The sequence below is a fragment of the Granulicella cerasi genome, from assembly GCF_025685575.1.
GTDB classification, from domain to species: Bacteria; Acidobacteriota; Terriglobia; order Terriglobales; family Acidobacteriaceae; genus Granulicella; species Granulicella cerasi.
Window position 1 is genome coordinate 472,309 of record NZ_JAGSYD010000003.1, and the last position, 26,773, is coordinate 499,081.

Annotated in this window: 16 protein-coding genes and 1 tRNA gene; 8 read left to right on the forward strand and 9 right to left on the reverse strand. The window is 62.0% G+C overall.

Going from position 1 to position 26,773, the window contains the following annotated elements:
* Window positions 1-67: 67 nt before the first annotated feature.
* Complete coding sequence (gene mreD, locus OHL11_RS11550; protein ID WP_263371657.1) at window positions 68-607, reverse strand: rod shape-determining protein MreD; 540 nt, start codon at window positions 605-607, stop codon at window positions 68-70.
* On the reverse strand, window positions 607-1,761 hold the full coding sequence (gene mreC / locus OHL11_RS11555) for a rod shape-determining protein MreC (protein WP_263371658.1): 1,155 nt from the start codon (window positions 1,759-1,761) through the stop codon (window positions 607-609). Before mreC ends, mreD begins: the two co-directional genes overlap by 1 nt.
* 126 nt (window positions 1,762-1,887) lie before the next feature.
* Between mreC and recG the strand changes: the two genes are divergently transcribed.
* The gene (recG, locus tag OHL11_RS11560; protein ID WP_263371659.1) at window positions 1,888-4,347 is read left to right on the forward strand and encodes an ATP-dependent DNA helicase RecG; all 2,460 of its coding nucleotides are present in this window, start codon (window positions 1,888-1,890) and stop codon (window positions 4,345-4,347) included.
* A 14-nt stretch (window positions 4,348-4,361) separates the two neighbouring features.
* On the opposite strand, the gene OHL11_RS11565 is transcribed toward recG, so the two are convergent.
* The 5 genes from OHL11_RS11565 to OHL11_RS11585 all read right to left on the reverse strand — a co-directional run bounded on the left by OHL11_RS11565 (window position 4,362) and on the right by OHL11_RS11585 (window position 10,142).
* Window positions 4,362-5,303, reverse strand: coding sequence for a metallophosphoesterase family protein (locus tag OHL11_RS11565; protein WP_263371660.1), 942 nt, complete (start codon window positions 5,301-5,303; stop codon window positions 4,362-4,364).
* Between the two features lie 84 nt (window positions 5,304-5,387).
* Entirely contained in the window at window positions 5,388-8,783 is a 3,396-nt protein-coding gene (locus OHL11_RS11570; protein WP_263371661.1) for a TonB-dependent receptor, read from the reverse strand.
* Between the two features lie 182 nt (window positions 8,784-8,965).
* Window positions 8,966-9,041: transfer RNA gene (locus OHL11_RS11575), tRNA-Cys, on the reverse strand.
* Window positions 9,042-9,142: 101 nt separating this feature from the next.
* The gene (locus OHL11_RS11580) at window positions 9,143-9,799 is read right to left on the reverse strand and encodes a peroxiredoxin (protein WP_263371662.1); all 657 of its coding nucleotides are present in this window, start codon (window positions 9,797-9,799) and stop codon (window positions 9,143-9,145) included.
* Between the two features lie 115 nt (window positions 9,800-9,914).
* Entirely contained in the window at window positions 9,915-10,142 is a 228-nt protein-coding gene (locus tag OHL11_RS11585; RefSeq protein ID WP_263371663.1) for a hypothetical protein, read from the reverse strand.
* Between the two features lie 3 nt (window positions 10,143-10,145).
* On the opposite strand from OHL11_RS11585, the gene OHL11_RS11590 reads away from it, so the two are divergent.
* Window positions 10,146-11,036, forward strand: coding sequence for a PhzF family phenazine biosynthesis protein (locus OHL11_RS11590; protein ID WP_263371664.1), 891 nt, complete (start codon window positions 10,146-10,148; stop codon window positions 11,034-11,036).
* A gap of 603 nt (window positions 11,037-11,639) precedes the next feature.
* Window positions 11,640-12,083: a response regulator gene (locus OHL11_RS11595; RefSeq protein ID WP_263371665.1), complete on the forward strand. Its 444-nt coding sequence runs from the start codon at window positions 11,640-11,642 to the stop codon at window positions 12,081-12,083.
* Between the two features lie 121 nt (window positions 12,084-12,204).
* On the opposite strand, the gene OHL11_RS11600 is transcribed toward OHL11_RS11595, so the two are convergent.
* Complete coding sequence (locus tag OHL11_RS11600) at window positions 12,205-13,653, reverse strand: GH1 family beta-glucosidase (RefSeq protein ID WP_263371666.1); 1,449 nt, start codon at window positions 13,651-13,653, stop codon at window positions 12,205-12,207.
* Between the two features lie 97 nt (window positions 13,654-13,750).
* Here OHL11_RS11600 and OHL11_RS11605 point away from each other — a divergent pair, with 97 nt between their 5' ends.
* On the forward strand, window positions 13,751-14,788 hold the full coding sequence (locus OHL11_RS11605; protein ID WP_263371667.1) for an aldose epimerase family protein: 1,038 nt from the start codon (window positions 13,751-13,753) through the stop codon (window positions 14,786-14,788).
* Here the strand turns inward: OHL11_RS11605 and OHL11_RS11610 are convergent.
* Window positions 14,785-15,918, reverse strand: coding sequence for an endo-1,4-beta-xylanase (locus tag OHL11_RS11610; protein WP_263371668.1), 1,134 nt, complete (start codon window positions 15,916-15,918; stop codon window positions 14,785-14,787). The genes OHL11_RS11605 and OHL11_RS11610 overlap by 4 nt on opposite strands.
* A 123-nt stretch (window positions 15,919-16,041) precedes the next feature.
* Between OHL11_RS11610 and OHL11_RS11615 the strand changes: the two genes are divergently transcribed.
* From OHL11_RS11615 to OHL11_RS11630, 4 genes are all read left to right on the forward strand, one after another.
* Window positions 16,042-17,148: a LacI family DNA-binding transcriptional regulator gene (locus OHL11_RS11615; protein WP_263371669.1), complete on the forward strand. Its 1,107-nt coding sequence runs from the start codon at window positions 16,042-16,044 to the stop codon at window positions 17,146-17,148.
* Window positions 17,149-17,352: 204 nt separating this feature from the next.
* Window positions 17,353-19,395: an NHL repeat-containing protein gene (locus OHL11_RS11620; RefSeq protein ID WP_263371670.1), complete on the forward strand. Its 2,043-nt coding sequence runs from the start codon at window positions 17,353-17,355 to the stop codon at window positions 19,393-19,395.
* A gap of 92 nt (window positions 19,396-19,487) precedes the next feature.
* Window positions 19,488-23,021 (forward strand): Ig-like domain repeat protein, encoded by a 3,534-nt coding sequence (locus tag OHL11_RS11625; protein WP_263371671.1) that lies wholly within the window; start codon window positions 19,488-19,490, stop codon window positions 23,019-23,021.
* Between the two features lie 10 nt (window positions 23,022-23,031).
* Window positions 23,032-26,742 (forward strand): TonB-dependent receptor, encoded by a 3,711-nt coding sequence (locus OHL11_RS11630; protein ID WP_263371672.1) that lies wholly within the window; start codon window positions 23,032-23,034, stop codon window positions 26,740-26,742.
* The last annotated feature ends 31 nt before the right edge of the window (window positions 26,743-26,773 follow it).

Genomic DNA, 26,773 nt, shown 5'->3' on the forward strand with positions numbered 1-26,773 from the left:
GAGCGCCCCGCTCCTGCGCTGTTTCATGGCGCATAAGTGGGCCTTGGCGAATCTTTGCCCCGCAAAACTACTCTCGCTGCTTGAACCGGTCGAGCAGAAAGAAGAGCGGGATCGCAATCGCCGTGTTCACCGCGGCGCGGATCAACTCATGCAGCGGCCAGCCGTAGGCAGGCAGAAAACGCACGGTGAGGTCGCCGAGCAGGAAGCGCTCGATCAGGAATGTGATCGCCGACTGGATGAGGCTGGCAACAAAGGTAAGCACCGAGCGGTTGACGATGTTGTCCATGTCCACCGCGAAGCCCACGCTTGCAGCGAGATAGCCCACGACCGACTTCGCGATGCCCCACACCCCGAACGGATGGCTGGTGAGGCCATCCTGGAAGAGGCCGATGAACATACCGGTGAACGCGCCCGAGATCGGCGAGCGGCGCGCCACGGAGAAGAAGATCACGGCGATCAGCGGCAGGTCGAAGATCGCCACGCGCGGAAACGCCTTGGGCAGCACGGTCTGCAACAGCAGCAGCACGAGCGGCGCCAGCACCGTGACGACCGGGTGGAAGTAATACTGGTCGAGCTCCTGCCGCGAGGTGTAACTATGTTCGGCCATTAGTGGTCACCCGCCTTCGAATCGGTGTCCGACTTCGGCGCCGGAGCGCCGGGCTGCATCTCGCTGGCGGGGGCCGACGAGTTCGGCGAGTAGCGGTCCGGATGCACTACCGGCTTCGGCCGTGGGATGACCGCCGTAGGCGCAGCGGCGTTCGTCGGGTCCGCAGGCTTGTTCGGATCTTCCGGGGCCTTCTCATCATGGATCGACGGCAGCTTCTCAGCGACCATATCCGCCGCGCGCTTGTTCGCATCGGCGAGCGCTTCGGCCTGCGCGGCGTCGGCCGCGAGCTCCGGCGTCACGCCCTGCTGTGTGCCGGTGATGACGAGCACTTCTTCGAGCCGCGAGAGGTTTGCGTTCGTCTTGATGGTGATCGCCATGTACGGCTGGTGCGTAGGATCCGGCGCGATGGACTGAATAACGCCCACCGGCAGGCCGCGCGGGAAGACACCGTCGCCACCAGAGGTGAGCACCTGCTCGCCCGGCTTGATGCGCGAGTCTTCGGTAAGGTTGACGATCTGCACGCTACCGTTCGATGTTCCGCGCAGGATGCCGCGAATGCGCGTCGAGGCAAGGATCACGCCCGCACCCGCGCTCGGATCGCTGAGCAGCAGAAGCTGTGAGGTGTGCGCCGAAACCTCGCGCAGCTTGCCGACGACGCCATCCGGCGTCATCACGGCCATGTCGGACTTCAGCCCGTCTTCGGAGCCCTTGTTCAACGTCAGCAGCCGCGAGCGGTCGTAACCGCTGGTGCCGATTACCTGCGCGAGCACCGTGGACGAGATGTAGGTCTGCTTGAACTGCAGCAGAGCGGCCAGGCGGCGGCCCTCGCGCGCGTCCTCGGCAAACTCAGCTTCTTCGGTGCGCAAACGGGCGAGTTCCTGCTGCAGCGCGCGGTTCTGATCGCGCGTGTGGCGCAGGTCGATGTAGTTCGACCATGCATGACGCACGCCGCTGCTGGAGGCGTAGACGCCACGCTCGAACGGCGTTACCACCGCGAGCGTCCATCGCCGCAGTAGTGTCACCTTGCGTCCGTCGCGCTGGCCAAGGCCATCGGGCGCGGGCTTCTGCACCTGCACAGCAAGCGCAAATACCTGCAACAGCACGAGAGCCATCAGGGTCAGCGGATTTCGGAAGCGGGTGAAAAATGAGTCCATCGGGCATGGCTATTATTTCATCCCGGAGAGGCGGTACGTGGAGTCGTAAGTGGATAGTCATAAGTAAAAAGTGTGCGAAGAACCAAGCGAGCGCAGCGATACTTGCCGACTTCTCACTTCACACTTATGACTCCAACACAAGCCTCATCCGCAGCCCGCACTGCTATCCTCAACCGCGTGGCCCTCGAGTTCTCCACGCCGGTAAAGTTCCTGAAGCGCGTGGGCGAACGTGTGGCTGCGGGGCTCGCCGAGCGCGGCGTGCACACCGTCGAGGACCTGCTCTACCACCTGCCCTTTCGCTATGAAGACCGCCTGCACCCCAAGCCGCTTTCGAGCTATCGAGCGGGAGACATGGCCTCGCTCATCGGCGAGGTGCGCGCCACCAGCATGGTCCGCACACGCAACGCGCCCATCTTCGAGCTGACCGTCGCACTGACGCCGCCGAAGGCTGACTCCGAAGCCGCTATGGCGGGCCTGCTGGCCGCGCCGCCGGCGATTCTCGAAAGCGTGAAGTGCCTCTGGTTCCACGGCAAATATCTGCAAGACAAGTTCCGCATCGGCCAGCAAATCGCGCTTTACGGCAAGCTGGAGCCATCGCGCTCCGGCTCCGCGCCCCACGCCGCGCCGGGCGCCATCAAGTACAAGATGGTGCAGCCAACCTTTGAGATCCTGCCCGACGCGAATGTGACTGGCGACGACGCTGAGTTCACGATGCTCGAGATGGGCCGCATCGTGCCGGTGTATGAGTCGCTCGGCGGCAAGACGCCGTGGGGAGCGAAGCTTACCTCCCGCTGGCTGCGCCGCGTGGTGTGGGCCGTCTTCAAAGACCTCGCCGAGACCAACACTGAAGCCGATGAAACGCTGCCCCGCGCGCTGATCGAGCGCCTCGGCCTGCCCTCGCGCATGGAAGCGCTGCGCACGCTGCACTTCCCGCCCGCAGGCACAGACATCGCCGAGCTGCAGGCCGCGCGCACGGCGGCGCATCGCCGACTCATCTTCGAGGAGCTCTGGTACCTCGAGCTTGGCCTTGAACTCAAACGCAAACGCCTACGCGAGCGCTCGGGCACGGCCTTTCACACCGACGAGAAGGTGCGCGAGGCGTTGAAGCAGGTACTTCCCTTCAAGCCGACGAAGGCGCAGAAGCGCGTGCTCGGCGAGATCGTCGCAGACATGCGCACTCCACAGCCGATGCGCCGTTTGCTGCAGGGCGATGTCGGCTCGGGCAAAACGATCGTCGCACTCGAAGCCGCGCTCGTCGCCATTGAGAACGGCTATCAGGTCGCCATGATGGCGCCCACAGAAATCCTCGCGACACAACACTTCCTTGCCGCGCGCAAGCTGCTCGCCGACGCCAAATCTCCCAGCACCGGCAAGCCGTATCGCGTCACGCTGCTCACCGGCTCACTCGATACACGCAGCAAGAAGGAAGCGCGTGGCCGCATCTTCCGCGGCGAAGCGGACCTCGCCATCGGCACACACGCGCTCGTCGAAGAGAAGGTGGAGTTTGCGAACCTCGGCCTCGTCGTCGTCGACGAACAACATCGTTTTGGCGTGCAGCAGCGCTTCCGCCTGATGCGCAAGCCCGGTGCGGACGGTCACGCGAGCGAGCCCGACGTGCTCGTGATGACCGCGACGCCGATCCCGCGCACGCTGGCGCTCACGATGTACGGTGACCTTGAAGCCAGCGTGCTCGACGAGCTGCCGCCGGGACGTACGCCCATCACCACGCGACGCCTCGACGGCAAGCGCGCCGCAGAAGCATGGGAGTTCGTACGCAAGCAGGTGGAGCAAGGGCGGCAGGCGTACATCGTCTATCCCGTTATCGAAGGCGAGCGCGACGATCAAGCGGAACTTGACTTCGCTCAGGATGAACTCGCGCTGCCCGAAGAAGAAGCCAAGCCGAAGAAGAAGCCCGCCAAGCAAGCCAAGCTCATCGCGACAGAAGACAAGCCGGCTAAGCGGACGAGCAAACCCAAGCTGCGCTCGGCAACAGAAGCCTTTGACGAGTTGAGCAACGGCCCGCTATCAGGCATGAAGCTCGGTCTGCTGCATGGACGCATGTCCGCGGACGACAAGGAAGTGACGATGGCGCGCTTCAAGCGCGGCGAGCTCGACGTGCTCGTCTCCACCACGGTCATTGAAGTCGGTGTCGATGTGCCGAACTCCACCATCATGGTCATCGAGCACGCCGAGCGCTTCGGCCTTGCGCAGCTTCATCAGCTGCGCGGACGCGTTGGCCGTGGCGCCGCGAAGAGCTACTGTGTGCTGCTCACCGGACCGAAGATCACACCCGAGGCCGAGCAACGACTCGACGCCATGGTGCGCACGCAGAACGGCTTTGAGCTTGCCGAGTTCGACCTCGCGCTGCGCGGGCCCGGCGAGTTCTTCGGCACGCGCCAGGCAGGTTTGCCGGAGTTTCGCGTGGCAAACATCGTGCGCGACCGCGACTTGCTCGAGCTTGCCAAGCTCGAGGCGACGCGCTTCATCGAAGCGCAGGACGCAAAGATTACGCGCGAAGACAAAGAGGCCGTATGGGCGCGCCTGAAACAACAGTGGCAACGCCGATACGGCCTGGTTGAAGCTTGAGAACGACTTAGAAGCTAACCCAACGGAAGCGGATCAGCGTAGTGCGTCGACCAACGCACACGCGACTGGTCGAGCCAGCGAATCTCACCTTCGCGCGCATCCGCTTCAAAGACCATGTACGAGTGTTCGTCATAGCGCGTGGAGCCCACGACCGTGTGCTGCGGGCCATAGGTGTGCGCGAAGTCGATCCACTTGTGCCAGTGGCCCGCGATGACGATCTGAATGTCACCACGATAGCGACGCAACAGCGGATGCAGACCGAAGTCCTTCATCTCCACCGGCGCCACGCTCCATAGTGGATAGTGAATGAAGATCACCGATGGCCTGCGCTCTGCAAGCTGCGCTTCAAGCCACTGCAACTGCTCTTCGCCGAGCGAGCCGTAGTCGCGATGATAGGAGGGCGAGGTCGGATCACACGTCACGCCGAGGAAGTTGTTGAGCATGATGAAGCGGAAGCCCTTGTGTTCCATCGACCAGTACGGCTTGGTCTTGAACTTCGCCTCGAACAAACGATGCGACATCTCGCGCGAGATGTGTCCGATGTCGTAATCGTGATTGCCCCAACCCACATGCACCGGTGCATCGAAGCCGCTCAGCAGCTTGTTCGCAATGTCCAACCGCGTCTCGTTCTTGAAGTAAAAGTCGTAGTCGGTGGAGGGGTAGTTGTGAAACACATCGCCGGGTACGAAGACCTGTTCGATGCGGCTGCCGTCGGCGAAGCGCAGCTTGTTGAGCGCGGTCCGCGCGGTGATGAGATGATCGTTCGCCTGAAGAATCGTTGTGTTGTCTTCGACACCGTTCTCTGAGCCAGGCTTGTAGAACGTGTCGATGATGTGCGTGTCCGAGACCACCGCAAAATGAAAGCGATGCGAATCCTCCAACGCGGGACGCGCATCATGGAGTGCATCGGGCTGCTGCGGTTCTACGTTCTTCTGTGGCTCTGCGACGGAACGCATGGGAGAGAGCGCCGCTCCGAGTGAAGCGGCGCCCATCTGTGCAAAGGTTCTGCGTGTAATCTGCACGGTTCTCCTTGGTTTGAGTTAGAAGATGACCTTCGCCGCAAGCTGAAGCTGACGTGCCGGGAAAGCTGAGGTGATCGCGCCGAAGCTCGAGCTGCCGACGCCGAAGGTCGTCGACGGCGCACCATAGTTCACCTTGTTGAGGACGTTGAACGCTTCGGCGCGGAAGTCGAACTTCGACGTCTCGTTCCAGAGCGGGAACTGCTTGTGCAGGCCAAGGTCAGCGTTGTAGTAAGCGTCCGAGCGGAACGCGTTGCGGCTCAAGTTACCCACGCCGTAGGTCGTAGGCAGCGCGAAAGCATTCACGTTCAAAGCGCCAGAGAGCGTGGAGCTGCTCGTCTTGCGACGTGCGGACTTCGCAGCGATGGGGTTCTGCCCCAGCACGCGGTCCGGACGATAGTTGATGAAGCTTGAGGTGTAGAGCCCCGAGGAGGTCGAGAGCGAGTAGGTGATGTTCAGCGTCTGGCCGCTGGTCATCGTGTTGATGAGGTTCACCTGCCATCCACCGAGAACTGCGTCCATCAGGCGACCCGAGTTCGCGCCGAACTTGCGTCCGCGACCGTAGGGCAGATCGTAGACCACCGAGAAGGTGTCGTTCAGCGGCTGATCGTACGCCGACGGGCCATAGGAAGCGCTCGGTCGGTAGTAGTCCACACGCGACGTATCGCCGGCGCCGGTTTCGAGATGCCCGGAGGAGAGATCGAAGGTGCGGCCGTAGGTGAAGGAGTTCAGCAGATAGAGACCCATGTTCGTTCGGCGCTCGATGCGGAACTGCACTGCGTTGTAGTTGGAGGTGCCGATGTTCTCAGCGATTTCGATCTGACCGAAGGTCGTGATCGGACGGCGGGCAGTGTACGACGCGCAACCGGTGGTCGCAGCGCAGCTCACGGCCTGGTTGTAGTCAGCGAGCGTCTGCAGATGCGTGCCCTTGTTGCCCACGTAGCTGAGATCGAAGAGCCACTTGCCGACCTGCTGCTGCGTGCCCAGGAAGTACTGCTGCACATAGCCGGTGGGGTTGTTCTTCGGGATGTAGCGCGAGGTGGCGATGAGCGGGTTGAAGTTCGCCGCCGAGGTCAGCACGTTCGAGTAACCCTGCTGCGTCTGACGGAAGCAGCCCGACTGCAACTGCGTGTCGTTGACGCAGAGACCCTGCGAAGGCGTCTGCGTGATGCTGGCGTTCACCACGTTCGGTCCGTTGTAGGTGAGGTTATTCTCGCCACCTGCGCGGTTCCACTGCGTGTAGACCATGCCGTAACCACCACGCACGGTCATGTTCGGCGTTGCCTGATAGCTGAAGCCGAAGCGCGGCGCGAAGTTGTTGTAGTTCACGTTGACCTGCGCACGGTCATTGATGCTCGTACCGTGTGCCTGCACCAGCGTGTTCGTCGAAGGATCAAAGTTCGCCAGCTTGTTGTCGGCTTCCCACTGCGGCGTGACGATCTCGTAACGCAGACCGGCGTTCACCGTCAGGTTCGGCAGCAGCTTCACATCGTCCTGCAGGTACATGAAGGTGTAGCGCTGACGAAGGTTCACCACCGCATAGTTCGTGATGGAGTACTGGTTGCGATTGCCGAAGTAGAAGTCAGCAAGGTTCTGCGCCTGCTGCAGCATCGTGGTCTGCGCCGTGGTGGCCGTGCCCGTGATCGCTGCCGGATTGCCGTTGGCCGAGAACATGCCGCCGTAGGTGTCCGAACCGTAGCTGGGGTTGAAGTCGTTCACCTGCGTGTGGACAGCCTGGAACTCGTAGCCAGCCTTCAGCGTGTTGCGACCATGCACCCAGGTGTAGTTGACCTTCGGGTTGAAGATGATGGGGTTCTGGAACTGCGGGTTGGAGTTCTGCGCACCGAGCTGCGTGAAGCCGGTGATCGCCTGCGTGTTGAGGTCGCGCGTCGAAGCGACGGGCAGACCATCGGTGATGCCGTTCTCCGTCAGCAGCGATGTGTCGCCGAAGCCGATCGGAGTCTTCTTACCTACGTTCTGCGACCAGCCGAAACGAGCGTCGAAGAGCTGCGTCGGGGTTACAGCATAGGTCACGCCGGCAGCTACATTCTTGTTCTGGATATAGGTGTTGCCGTTCGAGTTGCCGCCTGCACGGCCAGGGATGCCTGGAGGGTCAAAGTAATAGCCCGAGTGCTGGCTGTACACACCAAAGACCGAGAGCTTCTGGTTGAAGGTGTGGTCGATGCGGACATCACCCTTGTCGTCGTTGATCGTTCCGCGCGGCGAGTAGGAGAAGTTGTTCGTCAGGCCTGCCGAAGTGTTCGCCGGAAGCGCGGCGATGACCGCACGTGCAAACGGCGTCATGTCCGCAAGAGGAATCTGACCCAGGTAGGTCGTACCCGTGATCGGGTTCTTCAACGGGATCGCATTCGCGGCGCTCGAGTTGTCATCGTTCAGGTAGAAGAGACCTGCGCGCTGATTCACCGTCGGCAGCGAAGAGACCGTCTGCGTGTTGTTGAAGATCTGGCGCACGCCTTCGTAGTCCATGAAGAAGAAGGTGTGGTTCTTCCAGATCGGGCCACCGAAGGTTGCGCCGAACTGATTACGGATGAACTTCGGGTTGCCGCCTGTGGGCAAGAAAGGCCCGATGGCGTTGAAGTCCGTGTTGCGGTTGTAGTCCCAGACGCGGCCGTGGAACTTGTTGCCACCGCTGCGCAGCGATACGTTGATCACCGCACCGGGGTTGCGACCATACTCTGCCGAGTAGTTGTCGGTGTCCACGCGGAACTCGCTTACAGCATCCGGCGAAGGAGCAATGTTCTCGTTCGCGAAACCCTGGTTCGAGGTGCCGTAGTTGTTGTTGTCCAAACCGTCGAGCATGAAGTTGTTGAATGCCGAACGCTGACCGTTGACGTTGAACGAACCTTCGCGGCTCGAGGTGGAGCTGGCTCCGGTGTTCAGCAGCGACTTGCGCACGCCCGGCGAGAGCAGCGTGAGGTCAGCGTAGGAACGGCCGTTGAGCGGCATGTTCTCCACCTGCTTGGTGGCGATGATCTGGCCACGCGAGCTGGTTTCCGTTTCAAGGAGCGTCGGTGCAGCTTCTACCTCAACGGTCGTCTGCGAACCGGCAGCGCCCATCTTGAGGTCATAAAGCTGGTGAGCGCTGACGGTCAACGCAAAGGTCGGGGTCTCGGTGTGGCTGAAGCCCGCGGCATCGCTGGTCAGGCGGTACTGACCGATCGGCACGCTCGGAAAGTTGAAGCGACCGGAATCATCGCTGGTGAGCTCACGCGTTACGCCGGTGGTGACGTTGGTGAGGACAACGCGGCTGTGAGGAACAGCGGCGCCGGAGGCATCGCGGGTCGTACCGATGACAGAGGCAGCATCAAATTGCGCAACAGCCGAGCCAATACCAGCAGCAAACATCAAAGCCAGAGTCGCTGTACCGCGACGCCAGTCTCGGAAGAAGTAAGACATTCGGTCTCCTTGAATCGTACTGATCCAAGGGTCATGCCAGAGGGTTACAGTTCCGCAACGCTTGCGTGACAGCACCATTGCAGGACGACCAACACTTCGCAACTGCTCGATAACCGCTGAGGAAATCCGCGCCCAAAAGCAAACGCTCCTCATGTGAGGAGCGTCGCGTCATTCAAATCTTATGGAGCACCGGGCGGGGATCGAACCCGCGAATACTGGTTTTGCAGACCAGCGCGTTAGCCACTTCGCCACCGGTGCTCGTCTCTGAGGATTTAGGGTACAGGGTTTAGGGTGTAGTCGACAAATCGCAGCAGCGAATATCGTCTTCCTATCCCCTGAACCCAGTCCCTGGGCCCTCGTTACTTAGGCTGCGCGGTTGTGCGCAGGTACGGCTTCACCGTCTTGAAGCCCGGGAACTTCACAGCCGCTTCTTCGTTCGACACAGCGCCGGTGATGATCACGTCATCGCCCTGCTGCCAGTTCGCCGGCGTTGCCACCTTGTGCTTGGTGGTCAGCTGGATCGAATCGAGCGTGCGCAGAATCTCGTGGAAGTTGCGGCCCGTCGTCATCGGGTAGGTCAGGTTCAGCTTGATCTTCTTGTCCGGTCCGATCACGAACACGGTACGCACAGGAGCGTTGTCCGCAGGCGTGCGGCCTTCGCAGCTATCGCCTTCATCAGCCGCGAGCATGTTGTAGAGCTTCGCGATCTTCAGTTCCGGGTCGCCGATGATCGGGTACTTTACCTTGTGGCCGGAGACCTCTTCGATGTCCTTCTCCCAGCCGTGGTGCGAGTCGACCGGATCGACCGACAGGCCGATCACCTTGGCGCCGCGCGCCTCAAACTCATGCTGCAGGCCAGCCATGGCGCCCAGCTCCGTGGTGCAAACCGGGGTGAAGTCCTTCGGGTGCGAGAACAGAACAGCCCAGCCGTCGCCGATCCACTCGTGGAAGTGGATGGTGCCCTGCGTGGTCTCTGCGGTGAAGTCGGGAGCTACGTCGTTGATGCGGAGTGACATGATGTTTCGCGTTTCCTCTCGTTCGAGTTTCAGAATGGTCGCGCCCAGTAGAAAACCCACCCGGCGCTGGCCTTGGGTGGGTCGGTTGCAGTTCGTTTCGAGACTCTAAGGTCGCTTACGAAGTCGCCAGACTCACACCCGCGCGGGGCCACAGCAACAGCAGCGGCAGCAGCAGGTAGTGGTCGAGTTGGAGACGTTGGTCTGCATCAATCTTTAGAACCGCCGCCTTGCGCTCGTTGCGAGCTCGGCACAGAGCAGTTGCGCCCCATTGCGGTATCTCCAAATTACGACTCGCACCGCAGGCTGTCAAACCGGTTACAGCATTTTCATGCGCGATACTCATCCCATGAGCACTCCTCGCACGCTGGAATACACCGTTCTCGACGTCTTCGCCGAAGCCCCGCTCGCGGGCAACCCCCTCGCCGTCTTTCACGATGCGCGCGGACTTTCGACCGAGGAGATGCAGTCGCTCGCGCGCGAGACGAACCTTTCCGAGACGACCTTCGTCCTGCCTTCCGACGACGAGTCGCAGGGTGTGCGCGTGCGTATCTTCACCACGGAAGAAGAGCTCCCCTTCGCCGGGCACCCTACGCTCGGCACCGCGACCTGGCTTCATCTCAACCACCCAACGCTGCGAGGCGCGGAAGAGATCAAGCTGCACCTGAACGTCGGAACGATCCCCGTGCGCTTCACACAGCGCGAAGGCGCAGGCTACTTCGGCACCATGCGCCAGAACGATCCTGTCTTCGGCGCGCGGTTTGACGCCGCCGAGGTCGCTAGCGTGATCGGAGTCCCCGAAGCCGCCATCGACGCACGCTATGCGCCGCAGAGCGTCTCCACCGGCAACGCATTCTGCGTCGTCCTGCTCCGCGACACCGAGGCGTTTACGAACCTCGCGATCGACCAACGAGCCTCTGCGGTCTGGCTGCGCGAGCGCGGCATCCGCTGGTTCTACGTTCTTCTGGCGACCGAGGATCCTCTCCGCTTCCGCGCCCGGATGCAGTTCAACGGAACCGAAGACCCCGCCACCGGTTCGGCTGCTGGCCCAGCAATCTCCTGGCTCGTGGCCCAGGGCATCGTGCCACCGGATGTCGAAGTGGTCTTCGAGCAGGGTGTCGAAATGCTCCGACCCTCCCGACTTTATGTGCAGGCTTCGAAATGTGAACAAGGCGTTCACGAGGTCAAAGTTTCGGGGCGCACCATTCCCGTTGCAATGGGACGCTATTTCCTGCCCTGATCTCGTCCTTTTCCACAAGGGGATGAACCACAAACGTCAATATCGACGCGTAGTCCCCAGTTTCCGGTGGAACCCCCTGCGGGAAAGCCCCACTTCTTCGCCTTACTTTCGCTATTGTCACCCGAGGTTCACACGGGTAACGTAAGCAAATCGCAGCAAGGCAGCAAACGTGCCGACCGCGAGAATATTTAGAGTTTTCCAGCATTTTTCACACAATTTAGCGTGATAGTCCGGCCCGGAGATGACCAGCGGGCGCCATGTTCAGGGACGCATTCTTCCCTGACGGGCACACCGTCTCTCAGCCTCCGATTCATCGGACTGTCACAACCGCAGCGCTCTGGGGAGGCGCATTTTGGCCCCCTCGGACGATCTGCCGGTCACCTTCCGCGCAAAAAGGAGTTGCGGATGGGGCGGGATTCTTACGCCTTTTCCACAACTCCCACAGCAAGGCACAGGCTCCGCCAGAACTGTGGATCCGCAGGCTCGAAACCTCAGGGCAGGCGGTCGTGGCGGAGCTTTGCCTCAAAGCGGCTCCTCCCCGGCCAAATGCCGAACGGCAACACCCTCAGCAGCACCGAATCGGTGAGAAAGACAGCACACCACATGCGCCCTCGTAAGTCCATCCTCTGCGTCGAAGACAATGAACAGATCCTCAGCGTCCGCAAGTTCCTGCTCGAAACGCGTGGCTACCGCGTGATTCCGATGACCACCGCTGCGGAGGCCATCGAATTCCTCAAGGACGCACCGCAGGGTTCGATCGACCTGCTGCTCTCGGACCTCATTCTGCCGCAGATGGACGGCAACGAGCTGATCCGCCGCGCCAAGCAGATGCACCCCGCACTGCCTGCTCTGCTGGTCTCGGGCACGATCTCGAACTTCGAGCGCGCCACCGCCGCAGACGCCTTCCTGCCTAAGGGCGCTTGCAACCCGGCCGAGCTGCTCGACCGTATCCGCATCCTGGTGGCCCGCAAGCGCGGTCCCAAGAAGCAGCCGATGCCGGTGCGCGAGATCGAGACGGCGATGCCGCTGCTCGCACAGGCCAGCTAAGAGTTCTCCCAAGGAAACATGAAGGGCGCGGCTGATGGCCGCGCCCTTCGTGTTGCATCACGATTCGTCCAGGCGTCTCGGATCTCTCGCTCATGGCAGAGACGCAGGTACTCGTTCGCTCCTACGCCAGCGCGTTGCGGCGGATGACTTCCTTGTAGAAATCCGCACTGAGCTTCGGCGTGCGCTTCTGAGTCTTGAAGTCCACGTAGATGATGCCGAAGCGCTTGGCGTATCCGTCGGCCCACTCGAAGTTGTCGAGCAAGCTCCAGAGGAAGTAGCCCTTCACCGGCACGCCTTCTGCGACCGCGCGCTGCAGGTGGCCAAGGTAGTTGCGCAGATACATGACGCGGTCCATGTCGTAGACGTGGCCATCGCCGTTCACCGTATCGGCCGACGAGGCTCCGTTCTCTGTGATGAACAACGCCTTCGGCTTCCAGAGATCGTTCACTAGCTTCGGCACCCAGTAGAGAGCTTCTGGGCCGATGTTCAGCCACGGGCTAAGCATGTGTGGGTATGACTTCGGCATCGGCACATGGGCGTAGCCGAGTTCATTGTCGGCAGCGCGCACGTACGAAGCCGTGTAGACATTCACACCTACGAAGTCCATCGGCGTGCTGATCGCCCTAAGGTCTTCCGCCGTGAACTGCGGTGCGTCTGCGCCAAGCTTCTGCAGGTAGTGGTCGGTGTAGTTGCCGTCAAGGATCACCCCGAGGTACATCGTGTTGTCCTCGCGCATCGCCTTGCGCGCGGCCTCGATGTGTTCAGGCGCTTCGATAGCCGGCGTGATGGATGACACGTTCTCGGCGAGACCAACGAGTGTGCCCTTCTGCGCATGCGCGCGAACAGCCTGCACGCCGAGACCGTGGCCGAGCACGACATGATGCGTGAGCTGCGCAAGGTCTTTGCGACCGAGCTTCAACCCCGGCGCATGGCGGCCGGACTGGTAGCCAACTTCGACGAAGGTGCGCATTTCGTTCATCGTCATGAAGTGCTTGACGCGGTCAGAGAGCTTGCCAGCGGTGTAGCCCGCGTACTCGGCAAAAGCCTTGGCGGTATCGCGGTTCTGCCAGCCGCCCTTGTCCTGCAACGTCTGCGGCAGGTCCCAGTGATACAGCGTCGCGTAAGGCTCAATGCCAGCGGCAAGCAGCGCGTCCGCGAGCCTGCGATAGAAGTCGATGCCCGCCTGGTTCGGCTGGCCGGTGCCGTTCGGGAAGATGCGCGGCCACGCGATGGAGAAGCGGCAGGTCTTCAGGCCGAGCTCCTTCATCAGCGCGATGTCTTGCGGAAAGCGATGGTAGAAGTCGTCAGCGACATCGCCGGTATCGCCGCTGTCCACCTTGCCGGGAGTGTGCGCGAAGGTGTCCCAGATGCTGACGCCGCGGCCGCCCTCTTTCACGGCTCCCTCCACCTGGTAGGACGCCGTTGCCGAGCCCCAGAGGAAGCCTTCGGGAAAGCTGCGGCCCGCGTGGTTCGCCACGGCTTTCGGGGCTTCTGCTTCGAGCGTGGGCACAGTGCTTGCAATCGCAGCGCTGCCCAGCAGCTTGCCCAGATCGCGTCTAGAAATCGCCATTCGTCATCTCCTCTTACTGTTCAACAAAGTAAGCGTACGCACGCGGACGTGTCACGCGGGTGGTCAGCGGCGGGTACTCTTGTGTACAACCAAGTACATGCTCACTGAAGTTTCGATCGAGCCCTGGGGTACGTCCCTTCGCTACAGCAAGCCCGTGCACCGCATCACGCTGCGCAACAGTGCGCTGACCGTGGTGCTGACAGACCTCGGCGCGCGCATCGTCTCCGTGCTTGCGCCCGACCGCGACGGCAACATCGCCGACATTGCGCTCGGATACGATACCGCCGAAGCCTACGACCGCGATCCGCTCTTTCTCGGCGCAGTCTGCGGACGCTTCTGCAACCGCATCGCCGGTGGCAGCTTCGAGCTCGATGGCGAACGCTTTCAGATTCCGCAGAACAATGGACCGAACGCGCTGCACGGAGGTCCCGAGGGCTTCGATAAACAGGTGTGGAACGCGAAGGCGATCGAGGGCGGCGTAGAGCTTTCGCTGATTTCGCCCGATGGCGATCAGGGCTTCCCCGGGCAGATGGAGGTACGCGTCACCTATCGGCTCTCCGGCAGTTCGTTGAAGCTGAACTACCACGCGACCAGCTCCGAGCCGACCGTGGTGAACCTGACCAACCATGTCTACTTCAACCTCACCGGCGACATGACGCGCAACATCCTGGGGCATGAGGTGCAGATTCACGCGAGCCGCTGCACGCCGGTGGATGCCACGATGATTCCGACCGGCGAGATCGCTTCCGTCGAAGGCACACCGCTCGACTTCCGCATGCCGCGCCTCATCGGCGATCGCATCGACGATGGCTTCGAACAGATACAACTCGCGCGCGGCTATGACCATAACTTCGTGCTCGACGGCGCACCCGTCGCAGCGATTGCGTACGAGCCGAGCACCGGACGCACGGTGGAAGTCTCGACGACCCAGTCGGGCGTGCAGTTCTACAGCGGCAACTACCTTGACCCGGCGGTACTGGGCAAAGGCGGCGTTCCGTGTGCGCGACGCACAGGCTTCTGCCTGGAGACACAGCACTTCCCGGACTCGCCGAATCATCCGCACTTCCCCACCACCACGTTGCTGCCGGGTGACAGCTTCGTCTCTGCGACGAGCTTCACCTTCGGCACGCGCTAACGCTTGTACTTCGGCGCGCTGCGGAAGGCTTCGGCCACCGCACGCGTCGCGAGCTTCGCGTTGCCCTCCGAGTCAAAAAGCAGCGGACGAATCGACTTGCCCTTCGACGCACCGACACCTGCCTCTGCGCCGATCTCACGCACCGCGTCGAAGACTCCCCACGCGATCACGGTGTTCACGCAACCGGTGCTCAACACCGTGTCGAGATAATTGCTGTACGCCTCGGCCACTTGCACATCGCGGGAGTGCAGGTCGGAAGCGGCGACCTTCGTGTCATCGACGTCCAGCTCTGTCACCCAGCACTCCAGGCCCATGTGGTGTAGTTCGTGCAGCAGATCGGTTACGCCGTTGCCGAAGTGCTCGTTGGTGCCCGCGCGCAGATGCGACTGCAACCCTACAGCTCCAACAGGCACACCGCTCTTCTTCAGGCTGCGCATCAGGTCGAGCACATCGCCACGACGTGCTTCGTCAGAGTGGTTCTCATACTCCATGCCGTAGTCGTTGTACGCCAGCACGGCCTTCGGATCGGCGTCATGCGCGGCCCCGAAAGCGATCTCGAAGTACTCCTGCCCGAGCATCTGGTACCAGAACGAATTGCGGTAATTGTGCGTGAGATTGTCCTGCGGCTGGAAGGCTTCGTTCACCACATCCCACGAATCCACCCGGCCTTTGTAGCGCTTCACTACGGTCGTGATGTGGTCGATCAGCACCTTACGCGCGGAGGCCTTGTCGGTTGCGACGCGCTGCACCCAAGGTGGCAGCGCGCGGTGCCACACGAAGGTGTGTCCGTGCACGCGGATCCTGTTCTTCAGCGCGAAGTCGACGATCTCGTCCGAAGGGCCGAAGTTGTAATCGTCCGGCTGCGTGTGGATGCCTTCCCACTTCATGGTGTTTTCAGGCGTCACAATGCTGCACTCGCGTGCGAGGATGTCGCGATATTTCGCGGTGTCTTCGAGCCGGTGTACGTTCACGGCCATGCCGAACGCAATTCCCTTCGCAGCCGCGATTTCGCGCAAGGGAGCAAGCGGCGCCTCGTCTTTGCCACGCATCGCGAACGACGGACGCGCGGCCAGCGCGATGCTGCCTGCAGCGAGTTGGCCCAAGATGGTACGGCGTGAAACAAGACCCACGGTTCGATCTCCTCGAGGCGATTCCTCGTTTGCCCTAGCAGCGTACACCGCCCAGGCAAGCTTCGGGAAGCTCCGCTAAAAGGTTTTAGCCGCGGGCATTCAAAATGCTATAGGGACAGGAGTATGCTGGACAGCATTGTGCCCCGCAAGCCCGAGCCCAAACCGAGCGGCCCTGCGCCCGCTGACGGAAAACGCGTCAGCCTGAAAGTGCTGGGCGAATATCTCGGGCTTTCACCCGCGACCATTTCGCTGGTACTGAACAACTCTCCGGTCGCACAGTCCATTCCGCCAGCAACGCGTCAGCGCGTACTCGCCGCGGCGGAGAAATTCAACTACCGCCCGAACCCGCTGGCACGCTCGCTGCGCATGAATCGCACGCACACCGTCGGCATCATTGCACCAGAGCACTCGGAAGGCTACTTCACCGGGCTGATGATGGCGATCGAAAGCTATCTCATCCAAGCGGGCTATCTATACTTCACGGTCTCGCATCTCGGCCGGAAAGAACTGCTCAGCGAGTACACGCGCATGTTGGTCAACCGTCAGGTGGACGGCGTGCTGCTCATCAACACGCGTCTGCCCGAAGCGTTGCCGATCCCGACCGTCGCGATATCCTCGCACTCGTTGCACAAGAACGTCATCGATGTCCTGCTCGATCACGACGCTGCGGCGCAGGAGACGATGCAGCATCTCTACGATCTTGGTCACAGGCGCATCGCCTTCATGCGCGGCCAGCCGGAAGCGCTCGATTCGCAGTACCGCTGGGAAGCGACACTGCGCGCGGCCAAAGCGCTCGGGCTCACCGTCGACGAGTCGCTCTGCATCGCGATCGCGCACAACTCCTGGTCGCCGGACCTCGGCTACGAACCGGTGTTGAACCTGCTCGATCGCACGCGCGACTTCACCGCGCTCGTCTGCTTCAACGATCTCGCAGCCATCGGAGCCTTCCGTGCTGTCGCTGATCGCGGCCTAAGCTGCCCACAAGACCTTTCCATCATCGGCTTCGACGACATCGCGGCTGCGGGCTATTCGATCCCGCGCCTGAGCACGGTGCGCCAGCCTTTGCAGCAGATGGGCGAAGCCGCCGCGCGCGTGCTGATCGAAGCCATCGAGAGCAAACCGCATGAGCAGGAACTCTGCTTCGCGCCGGAACTGATCGAGCGCGATTCGACAGCGGCACGCTCAACGCCGCTCCGCAAAGTTTCCGCGAAAAAGTCCGCTCGAAGCTAAACGCGACATCTCTTTGGGCGACTGATCGCGTTGACAAAATCGACGCATTTCACACATTTTTCCTTTACTAAAAGCATTTAGCTTTACAACCGTGTTTTGCGGTGGCTATATTGCGTGAGTTTGAAGAATCAGCAGAGGTTCCTCCGTGAGCAATCCACGGCGGTGTGCGCTATGGCGTTCTCTGCACTTTTTCTGGAGACCACGATGAACCGCTTCCGCACCTACTCTCTCCTGAGCTCCTCGCTCGCGGCCCTGATGCTTTCGGGCTGCGGCATGGGCACGAGCAACCTGCTCTCCAACACGCAGGCCACCACTACGACCGCGAAGCTGCAGGGCAAGATCTTCGGCGGACAGCAGCCGGTCTTCAACGCCAGCATCGTCATGATGCAGGCGGGCAACACCGGATACGGCACAGGCGCGACCAGCATCATGAACTCCGGCGCCACCGTGTACAGCGCTGCGGATGGAAGTTTCAATCTGACCGGCAAGTACACCTGCCCCACCACCGGCAGCAATCAGGTCTACCTCGTGGCCACCGGCGGCGACCCCACAGGCCAGGCGAGCACGTCGATCAACAACACGGCGTCCGTCATGGTGGCTGCGCTCGGTCCGTGCTCGGTTCTCAATGCCAACACGGTGATCCAGGTGAACGAAGTAACGACCGTGGGCGCAGCGTTCGCGCTCGGCCAGTTCGTTGGAAACTTCGGCGCAGCGGGCGTGCAGATCGGTGCACCGACGTCGAACCAGGTCGGCCTCACCAATGCCTTTGCCACCGCGCACAACCTCGTGAATACGTCGACCGGCAACGCTGCTCCGCAGACCGCAGATACCGGCACCAACTTCTTCATGACGGCGATCGACCAGCGCAAGCTCTATACGATGGCGAACATTCTCGCTTCGTGCGTGAACCAGACTTCGGCGGCTGCGTCGAACTGCACGACGCTCTTCTCGGGCGTCGCGCCGACGTATGCGCCGAGCTACTTCCCGAACAACACGCAAACCGCTGCGACCTTGCCCACCGATACCTTCCAGGCAGCGGCATACATGTCGTTGAACTCCACGAGCACGAATGCCACGGCATCGAGCACCAACCTGGGCAACCTCTTCAACCTGCAGTCCGCCTTCATGCCCTACAGCTACTCGCTGTCGGTGGCTCCGGTGGACTGGACGCTCGCACTCAACTATTCAGGCAACGGCATCAACTATCTCTCGAGCGCAGCCGTCGACGGTAACGGTGATGTCTGGTTCTCGAACGCCAACGCCACGGGCGGCGTGGTTGTGATCAACGGCGGCACCGGCGTTGCGGGCGGCACGGCCGGCGTTACCGGCGGCGTGATCGGCTTCTACTCCACGGGAAGCTACAACGGCACGACCGTCACTGCGAATGGCACGCGCCAGGTCGCCATCGACCAGAACAATAAAGCGTGGTTCCCCAACTACACAGCAGGAAGCGACGGCCGCTTCTACCTGCTGCGCGCGGTCGCAGGCGCGGGGGTTGACGCTACGCTGCAGATCCCCGCAGGCCCGACACTGCCCTATGCCGTCGCCGTGGACGCCGCGAATACGGTCTTCGCCACCACTGCATCCACGCAGATCGTGAGCGCTTCCGCCACAGCGGCTACGGGCACCTCGGCCACCTCCACCAGTGGCCTCGAGTCCGGAGGTGCGGCGTCTATTGCGATCACGCCGAGCAATGTAGGTTATGCGCCGACCAACGGCAGCACATCGGTGAAGTACTTCTCCACTACCGGGCTGACGAGCACCGGCACGGCGACCACGACGGGCTTCGCCAACTACGGATCGGCAGTGGATGGCAATGGCTATGTGTGGATCGCCAATCATGCGACCTCAAACCCTGCTCTGGGCTACCTCAACGGCAGCGCGCTCACCAGCGCTTCCACCAGCAGCTGCATGAACAACCCGACGATGCTCGCCATCGACGGCAACAACAATGTGTGGGTGACGAACGGGACCCAGACGACCACTACGGCCAATGGCTCGGCCGTGACGATCGGCACAGTTTGCGAGTTCAGCAATAACGGCACGCTGATTTCAAGCGCCGTAGGCTATGGCTCGCACAACATCGGCTCGGGACGCGGCATTGCGATCGACCAGTCAGGCAACGTCTGGGTGACCAGCTACGCGACCGCAAGCTCGTTCGTGACGCAGATCATCGGAGCCGCAGCTCCTGCCGTGGCACCGCTCGCGGTGGCGGTGAAGAACAACACCTTCGGCCGACGTCCCTAGCGCACAGATCAGTGCGCCGCTGCCTTGAAAGCAGCGGCGCATTTTTACGGCTCAGATTCAGCAGTATTTGTAATTCTGGAGAGGCTCGCAACATGCGATTGCTACAAAAATTCCTTCTCGGCACATCTGCCATCGCCGCACTTTTCACCGCGTCCGCAACGCAGGCCGCGGTTCCTGCGGTGGTGATGAGCAACCATCAAACGCTGTACTCGTCGTTGACCAATGGCACCGAGCGCGTGTCGGCAAACGCACGCGGCGATGTGTTCTTCCATGACTCCGCCGGCCATCAGCTTCTCGAGCTGCCTGCTGGTTCCACGACACCGGTCGTGATCATCAAGAACACCAACACGACGACCTCCACCAGCGGTCCGAGCTCGGTCGACATCGACACTCTCGGCAACCTGTACTTCAACAACACCTACGGCGGTCGCGTCATCAAGGTGCCGTTTGCCAATGGTACGTACGCGACGAACATCGATGCTACCGACGCCACGCTGAAGGCGAACACCTGCACCGTGGGCGCGACGGCTCCGTGCGTGCTGCAGACGCTAGGTGTGCTGACCGGCTACTACGCGCAGACCTCGGACACCGCACAGGACGGCGCGCAGGATGGCACCGGCAACTTCTACTTCGTCGATGTGAACGATAACGTCTCCGCAGGCAAGTACAACCGCATCGTAAAGCTGACGCCGAGCGGCACGGTGACGGTGTTGATCGACAGCCTCACCACCGCCTCGAACGCGCAGCTCGCGTCGGACGCGGCAGGCAATCTCTGGTATGCGAATGGCGTCGGCCTCTACTATGCGGCTGCAGGTGCGTCGGCGTTCACGCAGGTGAACACGACGACCGTGTCGAAGCCGACGGGCGTGACCTTCGACAAGGCCGGGAACCTCATCGTCACCGATACCGGCAACAACCGCATCGTCGTGCTGCCTTATGAGAACGGCGCAGTGAACGCCGCCGATCAATATCTGCTCGCACCCTACTACTCGGCGAACTCGGTGGGCATTGATGCAAGCGGCACGATCTACTACAGCGGAGCTTCAGGTGGAGCTTCCTCCATCTCGCAACTGCATAGCTCGACCTACAACGCTGCGGCCCTTGCGGTGAACTCCACGACAACCTCCGCGCTGGTGTATGCCGCCTTCAACAGCAGCATCACCTTCCAGACGATCTACCAGAAGACCGTCGGCGCGAACATGATCGCGTCGGTGAACACCTGCGTGCTCGGAACGACCTACACCGCAGGCAAGAGCTGCGCGCTGAACGTGCAGGTGAAGCCGGTGCGCGTCGGCCCCACGACCGCACTCGTCGGTGTGACGGACGCGAGCGGTGTTGTGCAAGGCCAGTTCGCCTTCACCATCACCGGCACGGGCTCCGCAGTGAACATCGATCCCGGCACGCAGTCGACGATCACTTCCACGCTGGGCACGCCTTCCGGCGTTGCCGTTGACCGCCTCGGCACCACGTATGTGGTCGACACCGCGAACAACACGGTGCTCGCCTACGCCAGCGGATCGACGACCTCGACCGCATATGGCACGGGCCTCAACAAGCCGACCAGCGTCTCTGTCGACGCGAATGGCGACCTCTTCATCGCCGATAGCGGCAACAACCGCGTCGTGGAGATTCCTTCGATCGGTGCGGCTCTGCAGTCTACTGCGCAGGTCGTCGTGGCCAGCGGTTTGACGCAGCCGATCGCGGTGACCTCGGGCTTGCTCGATTCCCTCTTCATCGCGCAGGGTGGATCGCTCGATCAGTACGCCGTGCGTTCGATTCCCGCAACGAAGACCAGCACGCTCTCCACCGCTTACGCGCAGCCGCTGGCGTTGGCTACGGATCCCACCGGCAACCTCTATCTCGCCGACGGTGCAACAGGCACCGTCGTGGAACTCACCGCTCCTGGCTTCAGGACCGCGACCAACATTGCAACGGGGCTCACAACTCCTTCAGGACTTTCGACCGATGCGGCTGGCGATCTTTTCGTCGTCGATGCTGGCACGGCGAAGGCCATCGTGATCCCAAACACCAACGGCACGCTGAGCTACGCCAATGCAGCTTCGGTAGGCTCTTTCGCTTCGCCTTACGGCATCGCGGCAGACTATAACGGCAATCTCTACGTCAGCGACACCGGCGCGAAGTCTCTCTTCAAGGTGGTGCGCACGGCCGGCGCGATCAACTTCGGCGCAGTGAACCAGAACACGACCAGCGCCACGCAGACCGCGACGATTCTGTCCTCGGGCAATACGTCGCTGACGCTCGGCTCGCCGCTCTACACCGCGACGGGCGACACCGCACGCTTCAACATCCTCGCCAGCAGCACCTGCTCGGCAGGCGCATCGCTCGCGGCGGGCGCGACCTGCACGCTCGCTTCGACCTACACCCCGACGGCGAAGACCACCAACACTGCAACCTACGCGCTAAGCGCCGCTCCGACGGTGGCTCCTGGCTCGTTCTCGCTGGTGCTCACCGGCACGGGCACCTTCCTGGCACCGACAACGCTTGCTGTAACGGTCTCGCCCTCAACGCTGACCTATGCACAGGCTGCGACCCTGACCGCGACGCTGACGCCTTCGCAGTTCAACGTGGCTGCAGCAACGGGTACGGTGACCTTCTACATCAACGGCGTTGCGCAGAAGCCGGTGACGCTCACCAATAACGTAGCAACGCTGCAGACCACAGCTCTGCTCGGCGGCACGAACACGGTCTACGCCGTGTACTCCGGCGACATCAACTACGCCACCAGCACCGCGACTACCGTGAACGTGGGCGTAGCGACGGCGAGCACCTCGACGACGCTGACGATCACCGCACCCTACGCGAACCCCACCAGCGCTCCCGTAGGCAACGCCGTGACGCTTGCCGCAACGGTGACGCCGAGCGTTGCAGGATCGCTTGCAGGCTCGAGCATCAACTTCGTCAGTGGCACGACAACCGTCGCCTCGGCTGCACTCACTGCGAACACCAACGGTACGTACTCGGCCACGGTGACCACGACCAGCATCCCGGCGGGAAGCTACAGCGTGGCTGCGGTCTTCTCAGGCAACGCGAACTATAGTGGCTCGCAGTCCGCCGCGCAGACGTTGATCATCTCCGCACAGGGCATCGACATGAGCGCAGCTCCGACGTCGATCACCTCGACAGCATCGACGCCCGGCAGCACCACGCTGACGGTGCGTTCGGTTGCGGGACTCGGCACTGGAACGGCCGCACCTGTGGTCTTCTCCTGCGCAGGCCTGCCTGCGAACGCGGTCTGCCGCTTCACACCTGCTTACATCTCGCTGCCTGCTTCACCCGCGACCGCACCTGTGGCAGCAACGCAGGTGAACCTGAGCATCGAGGTCTCCGTTGACCCCGGCACGAAGACCACCGGCGCCTCGTTGCGCACCGTTGGCACAGGCGTTGCGTTCGCCTTCCTCTTCGCTCCGCTCCTGTTCAAGCGTCGCCGCAAGCTCGCGTCGCTGGCTTGTGCAGCGTTCGCACTGATCGCCTTCGCGGGCTTCACCGGATGCTCTTCCGGCAGCACGCCGAAGACGACGGCCGCAGGCACTTACACCGTAACCGTGACGGCGCAGGCAAGCGCTGGTGTCACCGCATCCCTTCCCCTCACCCTGACGGTGCGCTAAGAGGCCTTCGATGAATAGCAAGATGATTCGCTCGCTCGTAATTTTCATGATGACGCTCGTCGCAGCTTGCACGCCGGGGCTGCTTGCGCAGACCACGGGTGCCACGCTGTCGGGCATCGTGGCGGACTCCACCGGAGCACGCATCCCCGATGCGCAGATCACGCTGACGCTCGGCGCCTCCGGCTCCAAGCGCACGGCCACCTCCAACGCTGAGGGCGTCTACAGCTTCAACGCACTCGAGCCTGGCATCTACACGATGCACACCGAGCGCGACGGCTTCGCTATCAACAACGCTCGCAACATCACGCTGCATCCTGCGGACGTCCGCACCATGAACATCATGCTGCAGATCGGCGCGAACACCGAGACCATCGAAGTCGATGCCGCCGATGAGCCGCCGACCAGCGGTGAGCGCACAGCGCTGATCTCGGCCGACGATATCCAGCACCTCAGCGTGCAGGGCCGCGACGTTTCAGAACTCGTGAAGACGCAGCCCGGCTTCGCCATCATTCCGCCGCAGGGCCTCACGAACGGCACCTACGATCCAGGCCAGGTAACGGTCGGCGGCGGTCTCGGAAACTTCTCCGCGAACGGCGCACCGAACGGCGGCATCAGCATCAGCGCGAACGGCGCGGACATCACCGACCCCACGACGTCAAACTCGACGACGCAGAACATCAACCAGGAGATGGTCTCCGAGGTGCAGATCTCGACCTCGGCCTTCGGTGCCGATCAGGCGAAAGGCCCCATCAACATCAACGTAGCGACGAAGGCCGGCACACGTCTCTTCCACGGCTCGGCGTACACCTACTTCCGCTCGCACTCGCTGAACACGGAGAACTGGTTCTCGAAGAATCAGGGCCTACCCGACGCGCAGGACCGCTACCTCTATCCGGGCGCACAGATCTCCGGCCCGATTCTCGTGCCCGGCACCAGCTTCAACCGCTCCAAGAAGCTGACCTTTTTCGTCGGCGCAGAAGACTATGTGCAGCGCGGAACCTATGCATACGGCAACGCGCTGCAGTCGTCGATCCTCGCGCTGGTGCCTACCGCGAACATGCGTAACGGCAACTTCACGGCAGCGGAACTTGCGAACTATCTCGGCACGGACGCTGGAACGATCACCTCATCGTGCGGCACCGGCGCGCTCGCCAACTACATCCACCTTTGCGGCGTGCCGACCGGCACCACGAACTCCGGGGTCGTGGTGACCAACGGCAACCTCGGCGTTGCAGGCATGGACCCCAATGCGCGCATCCTGATGAACACGATGCCGCTGCCGAACCGCCCTACGACCGGCGGCTACAACTACGTCACCACGAACTTCACGAACAATGATCTGTGGCAGATCGTCTCCCGCGTAGATGCGAACGTGAGCGACCGCTTCAAGATGTACTTCACGTACTCGGCCGAGCGCGGACGCAATACAGGCATCCCGGAAGCGCAGTATTACTCGCCTGCAAACGGTGGCCCGCTGATGGGTGGTGTGGACACGCCGGGCAAGAGCACGGCGCGCGTCTTCACGCAGTCGGCCAGCATCAACACGACATGGATCCTCAACTCGCACATGACGAACGAGGCATACATCTCGTCGGCGCTGAACCGTAACGACTTCGCACTCGCGCATCCCGAGCAGCTCTACAGCTCCACGCTCGGCTACACCTACTCGGGCATCTACCCGAACGCGACGAAGATCATCCCGTCGTTCGCGGACTACAACGCAGACGGCCTTCCCATCGCGCTGTACCCCGACACCTCGAACGGTCCTTACTTCACGCACACCTTCACGCCGACCTTCGGTGACAACTTCTCCGACGTGTGGCGCACGCATACCTTCAAGATCGGTGTCTACGTGCAGCGCGCGGTGTCGAACGTGAACACGAACATCACGGCTGACCAGGTTCCGACGGCGGTCAACGGACTCATCACGCAGTACTACCTGCCGAACGGCTCGTCGATCACCAACCCGGACGGCACCACCAGCCGCACGCTGAGCGGTAACAACTATCTTGCGGACTTCGCCATCGGCGACATCACGCAGTTCTTCCAGACCAACCAGCAGCGCAACCTGAACCTCTACTACTGGAACACGGACTTCTTCGCGACCGATACGTGGAAGGTGACGAATCGCCTGACGCTAACCCTCGGTCTGCGCTTCGATCACCTGGGCGCGTGGCAGGATACGCACGGCAACGGCATCGCCGTCTTCAGCGATAAGTACTACAACAACCCCGTCATCCAGAGCTTCCCTGGCCTCTCGTGGCACGGCATCGATCCGTCCTTGCCGAACTCCGGCACGCCGGGCCGCATGTTCTTCTACTCGCCGCGTGCGGGCCTTGCCTACGATCTCTACGGCAACGGCAAGACCGTGCTGCGTGGTGGCTTCGGTCTCTATCGTTCGCATGATCCTTCCAGCAGCTACGCAAATGCGGCGGCCACCGCAGCGGGAACCTACAGCTCCACGGCTGGCGGCGCAGGCATCAACCTCGGCAAGCTGACGCTGGGCACTACCTCGGCGGCCGACTGCACCAACCGCACCATCTCGCAGCTGAACTCGAAGTGCCCGTCGCTGAACTCCGTGGTGTACGGCCTCAGCAGCAGCGACGACCAGCAGCCGCTCACCTACACCTATAACTTCACCGTGACGCAGGCCGTCGCGAAGAAGACGGTCTTCCAGATCGGCTACGCAGGCTCGCGCTCGCAGCACCTGCTGCTGCAGGGCGGCCTGCAGAACGTCAACGCTCTGCCCATCGGCGCGCTCTTCGCTCCGAACCCGATCACCGGTGTGGTGAAGCTGCCCACTGCGCTCTCCATCGCGGAGCAGGGCGACTTCCGCCGCTATAAGCCGTATCAGGCTGTGGAAGTGCCGCGCCACCTTGGCTACTCCAACTACAACGCGCTGCAGATCGGCCTGAACCGCACCGCAGGTCATCTGCGTGTGGGCGTCAACTACACATGGTCGAAGTCGCTCGGCATCCGCACCATCAGCGGACAGCCCGGTGACCCGATCTATCTGCGCAACAACTACGGTCCGCTCAACGCTGATCGCTCGGGCATCTTCAACGCGACGTACACGGCGGATTTCGGCACGCATCACTTCGCCGGCAAGCGCCTGCTGGGTGGCGTGACGAACGGCTGGGAAGCTTCGGGCATCACCGGCTATCAGGCGGGCCCGAACATCCAGGCGAACTACAGCTTCAGCTTCAAGGCCAAGGGCGTCCTGACGCAGACGCTTCCCGGCGGCACTACGCAGACGGTCAACGTGAACAACACGACCTTCCTCGGCACGCCGGAAGTGAGCCTGCAGCCGCTGCTCACCTGCGACCCGCGCACCGGCCTGAAGGACAAGCAGTACGTTCGCGGCGATTGCTTCCAGCTGCCGGGCATCGGCACGAAGAACGGACCGTTCAACTACCCATACATCCACGGACCGGCATACTTCTCGACCGACCTCACCGTCGTGAAGCACTTCCGCATGGGCGGACAGAAAGACCTGCAGTTCCGCTTTGCAGCCTTCAACTTCCTCAACCACCCGATCACCAGCTACTCCGCGCGTTTCCCGAACGAGTCGAACCTGATCTACACGGGCTCGACCACGAACCCTGTACTGAGCAACCCCGACACCGGCAACTGCTCGGTCATCGGTTCGCAGTGCTTCGGCTACGCGGGCTACAAGCAGGGGCGTCGCGTGGTGGAAGTCGCCGCCAAGTACTCCTTCTAACCAACAAGTCCCCTGCTTGCCGCAGAGCGAG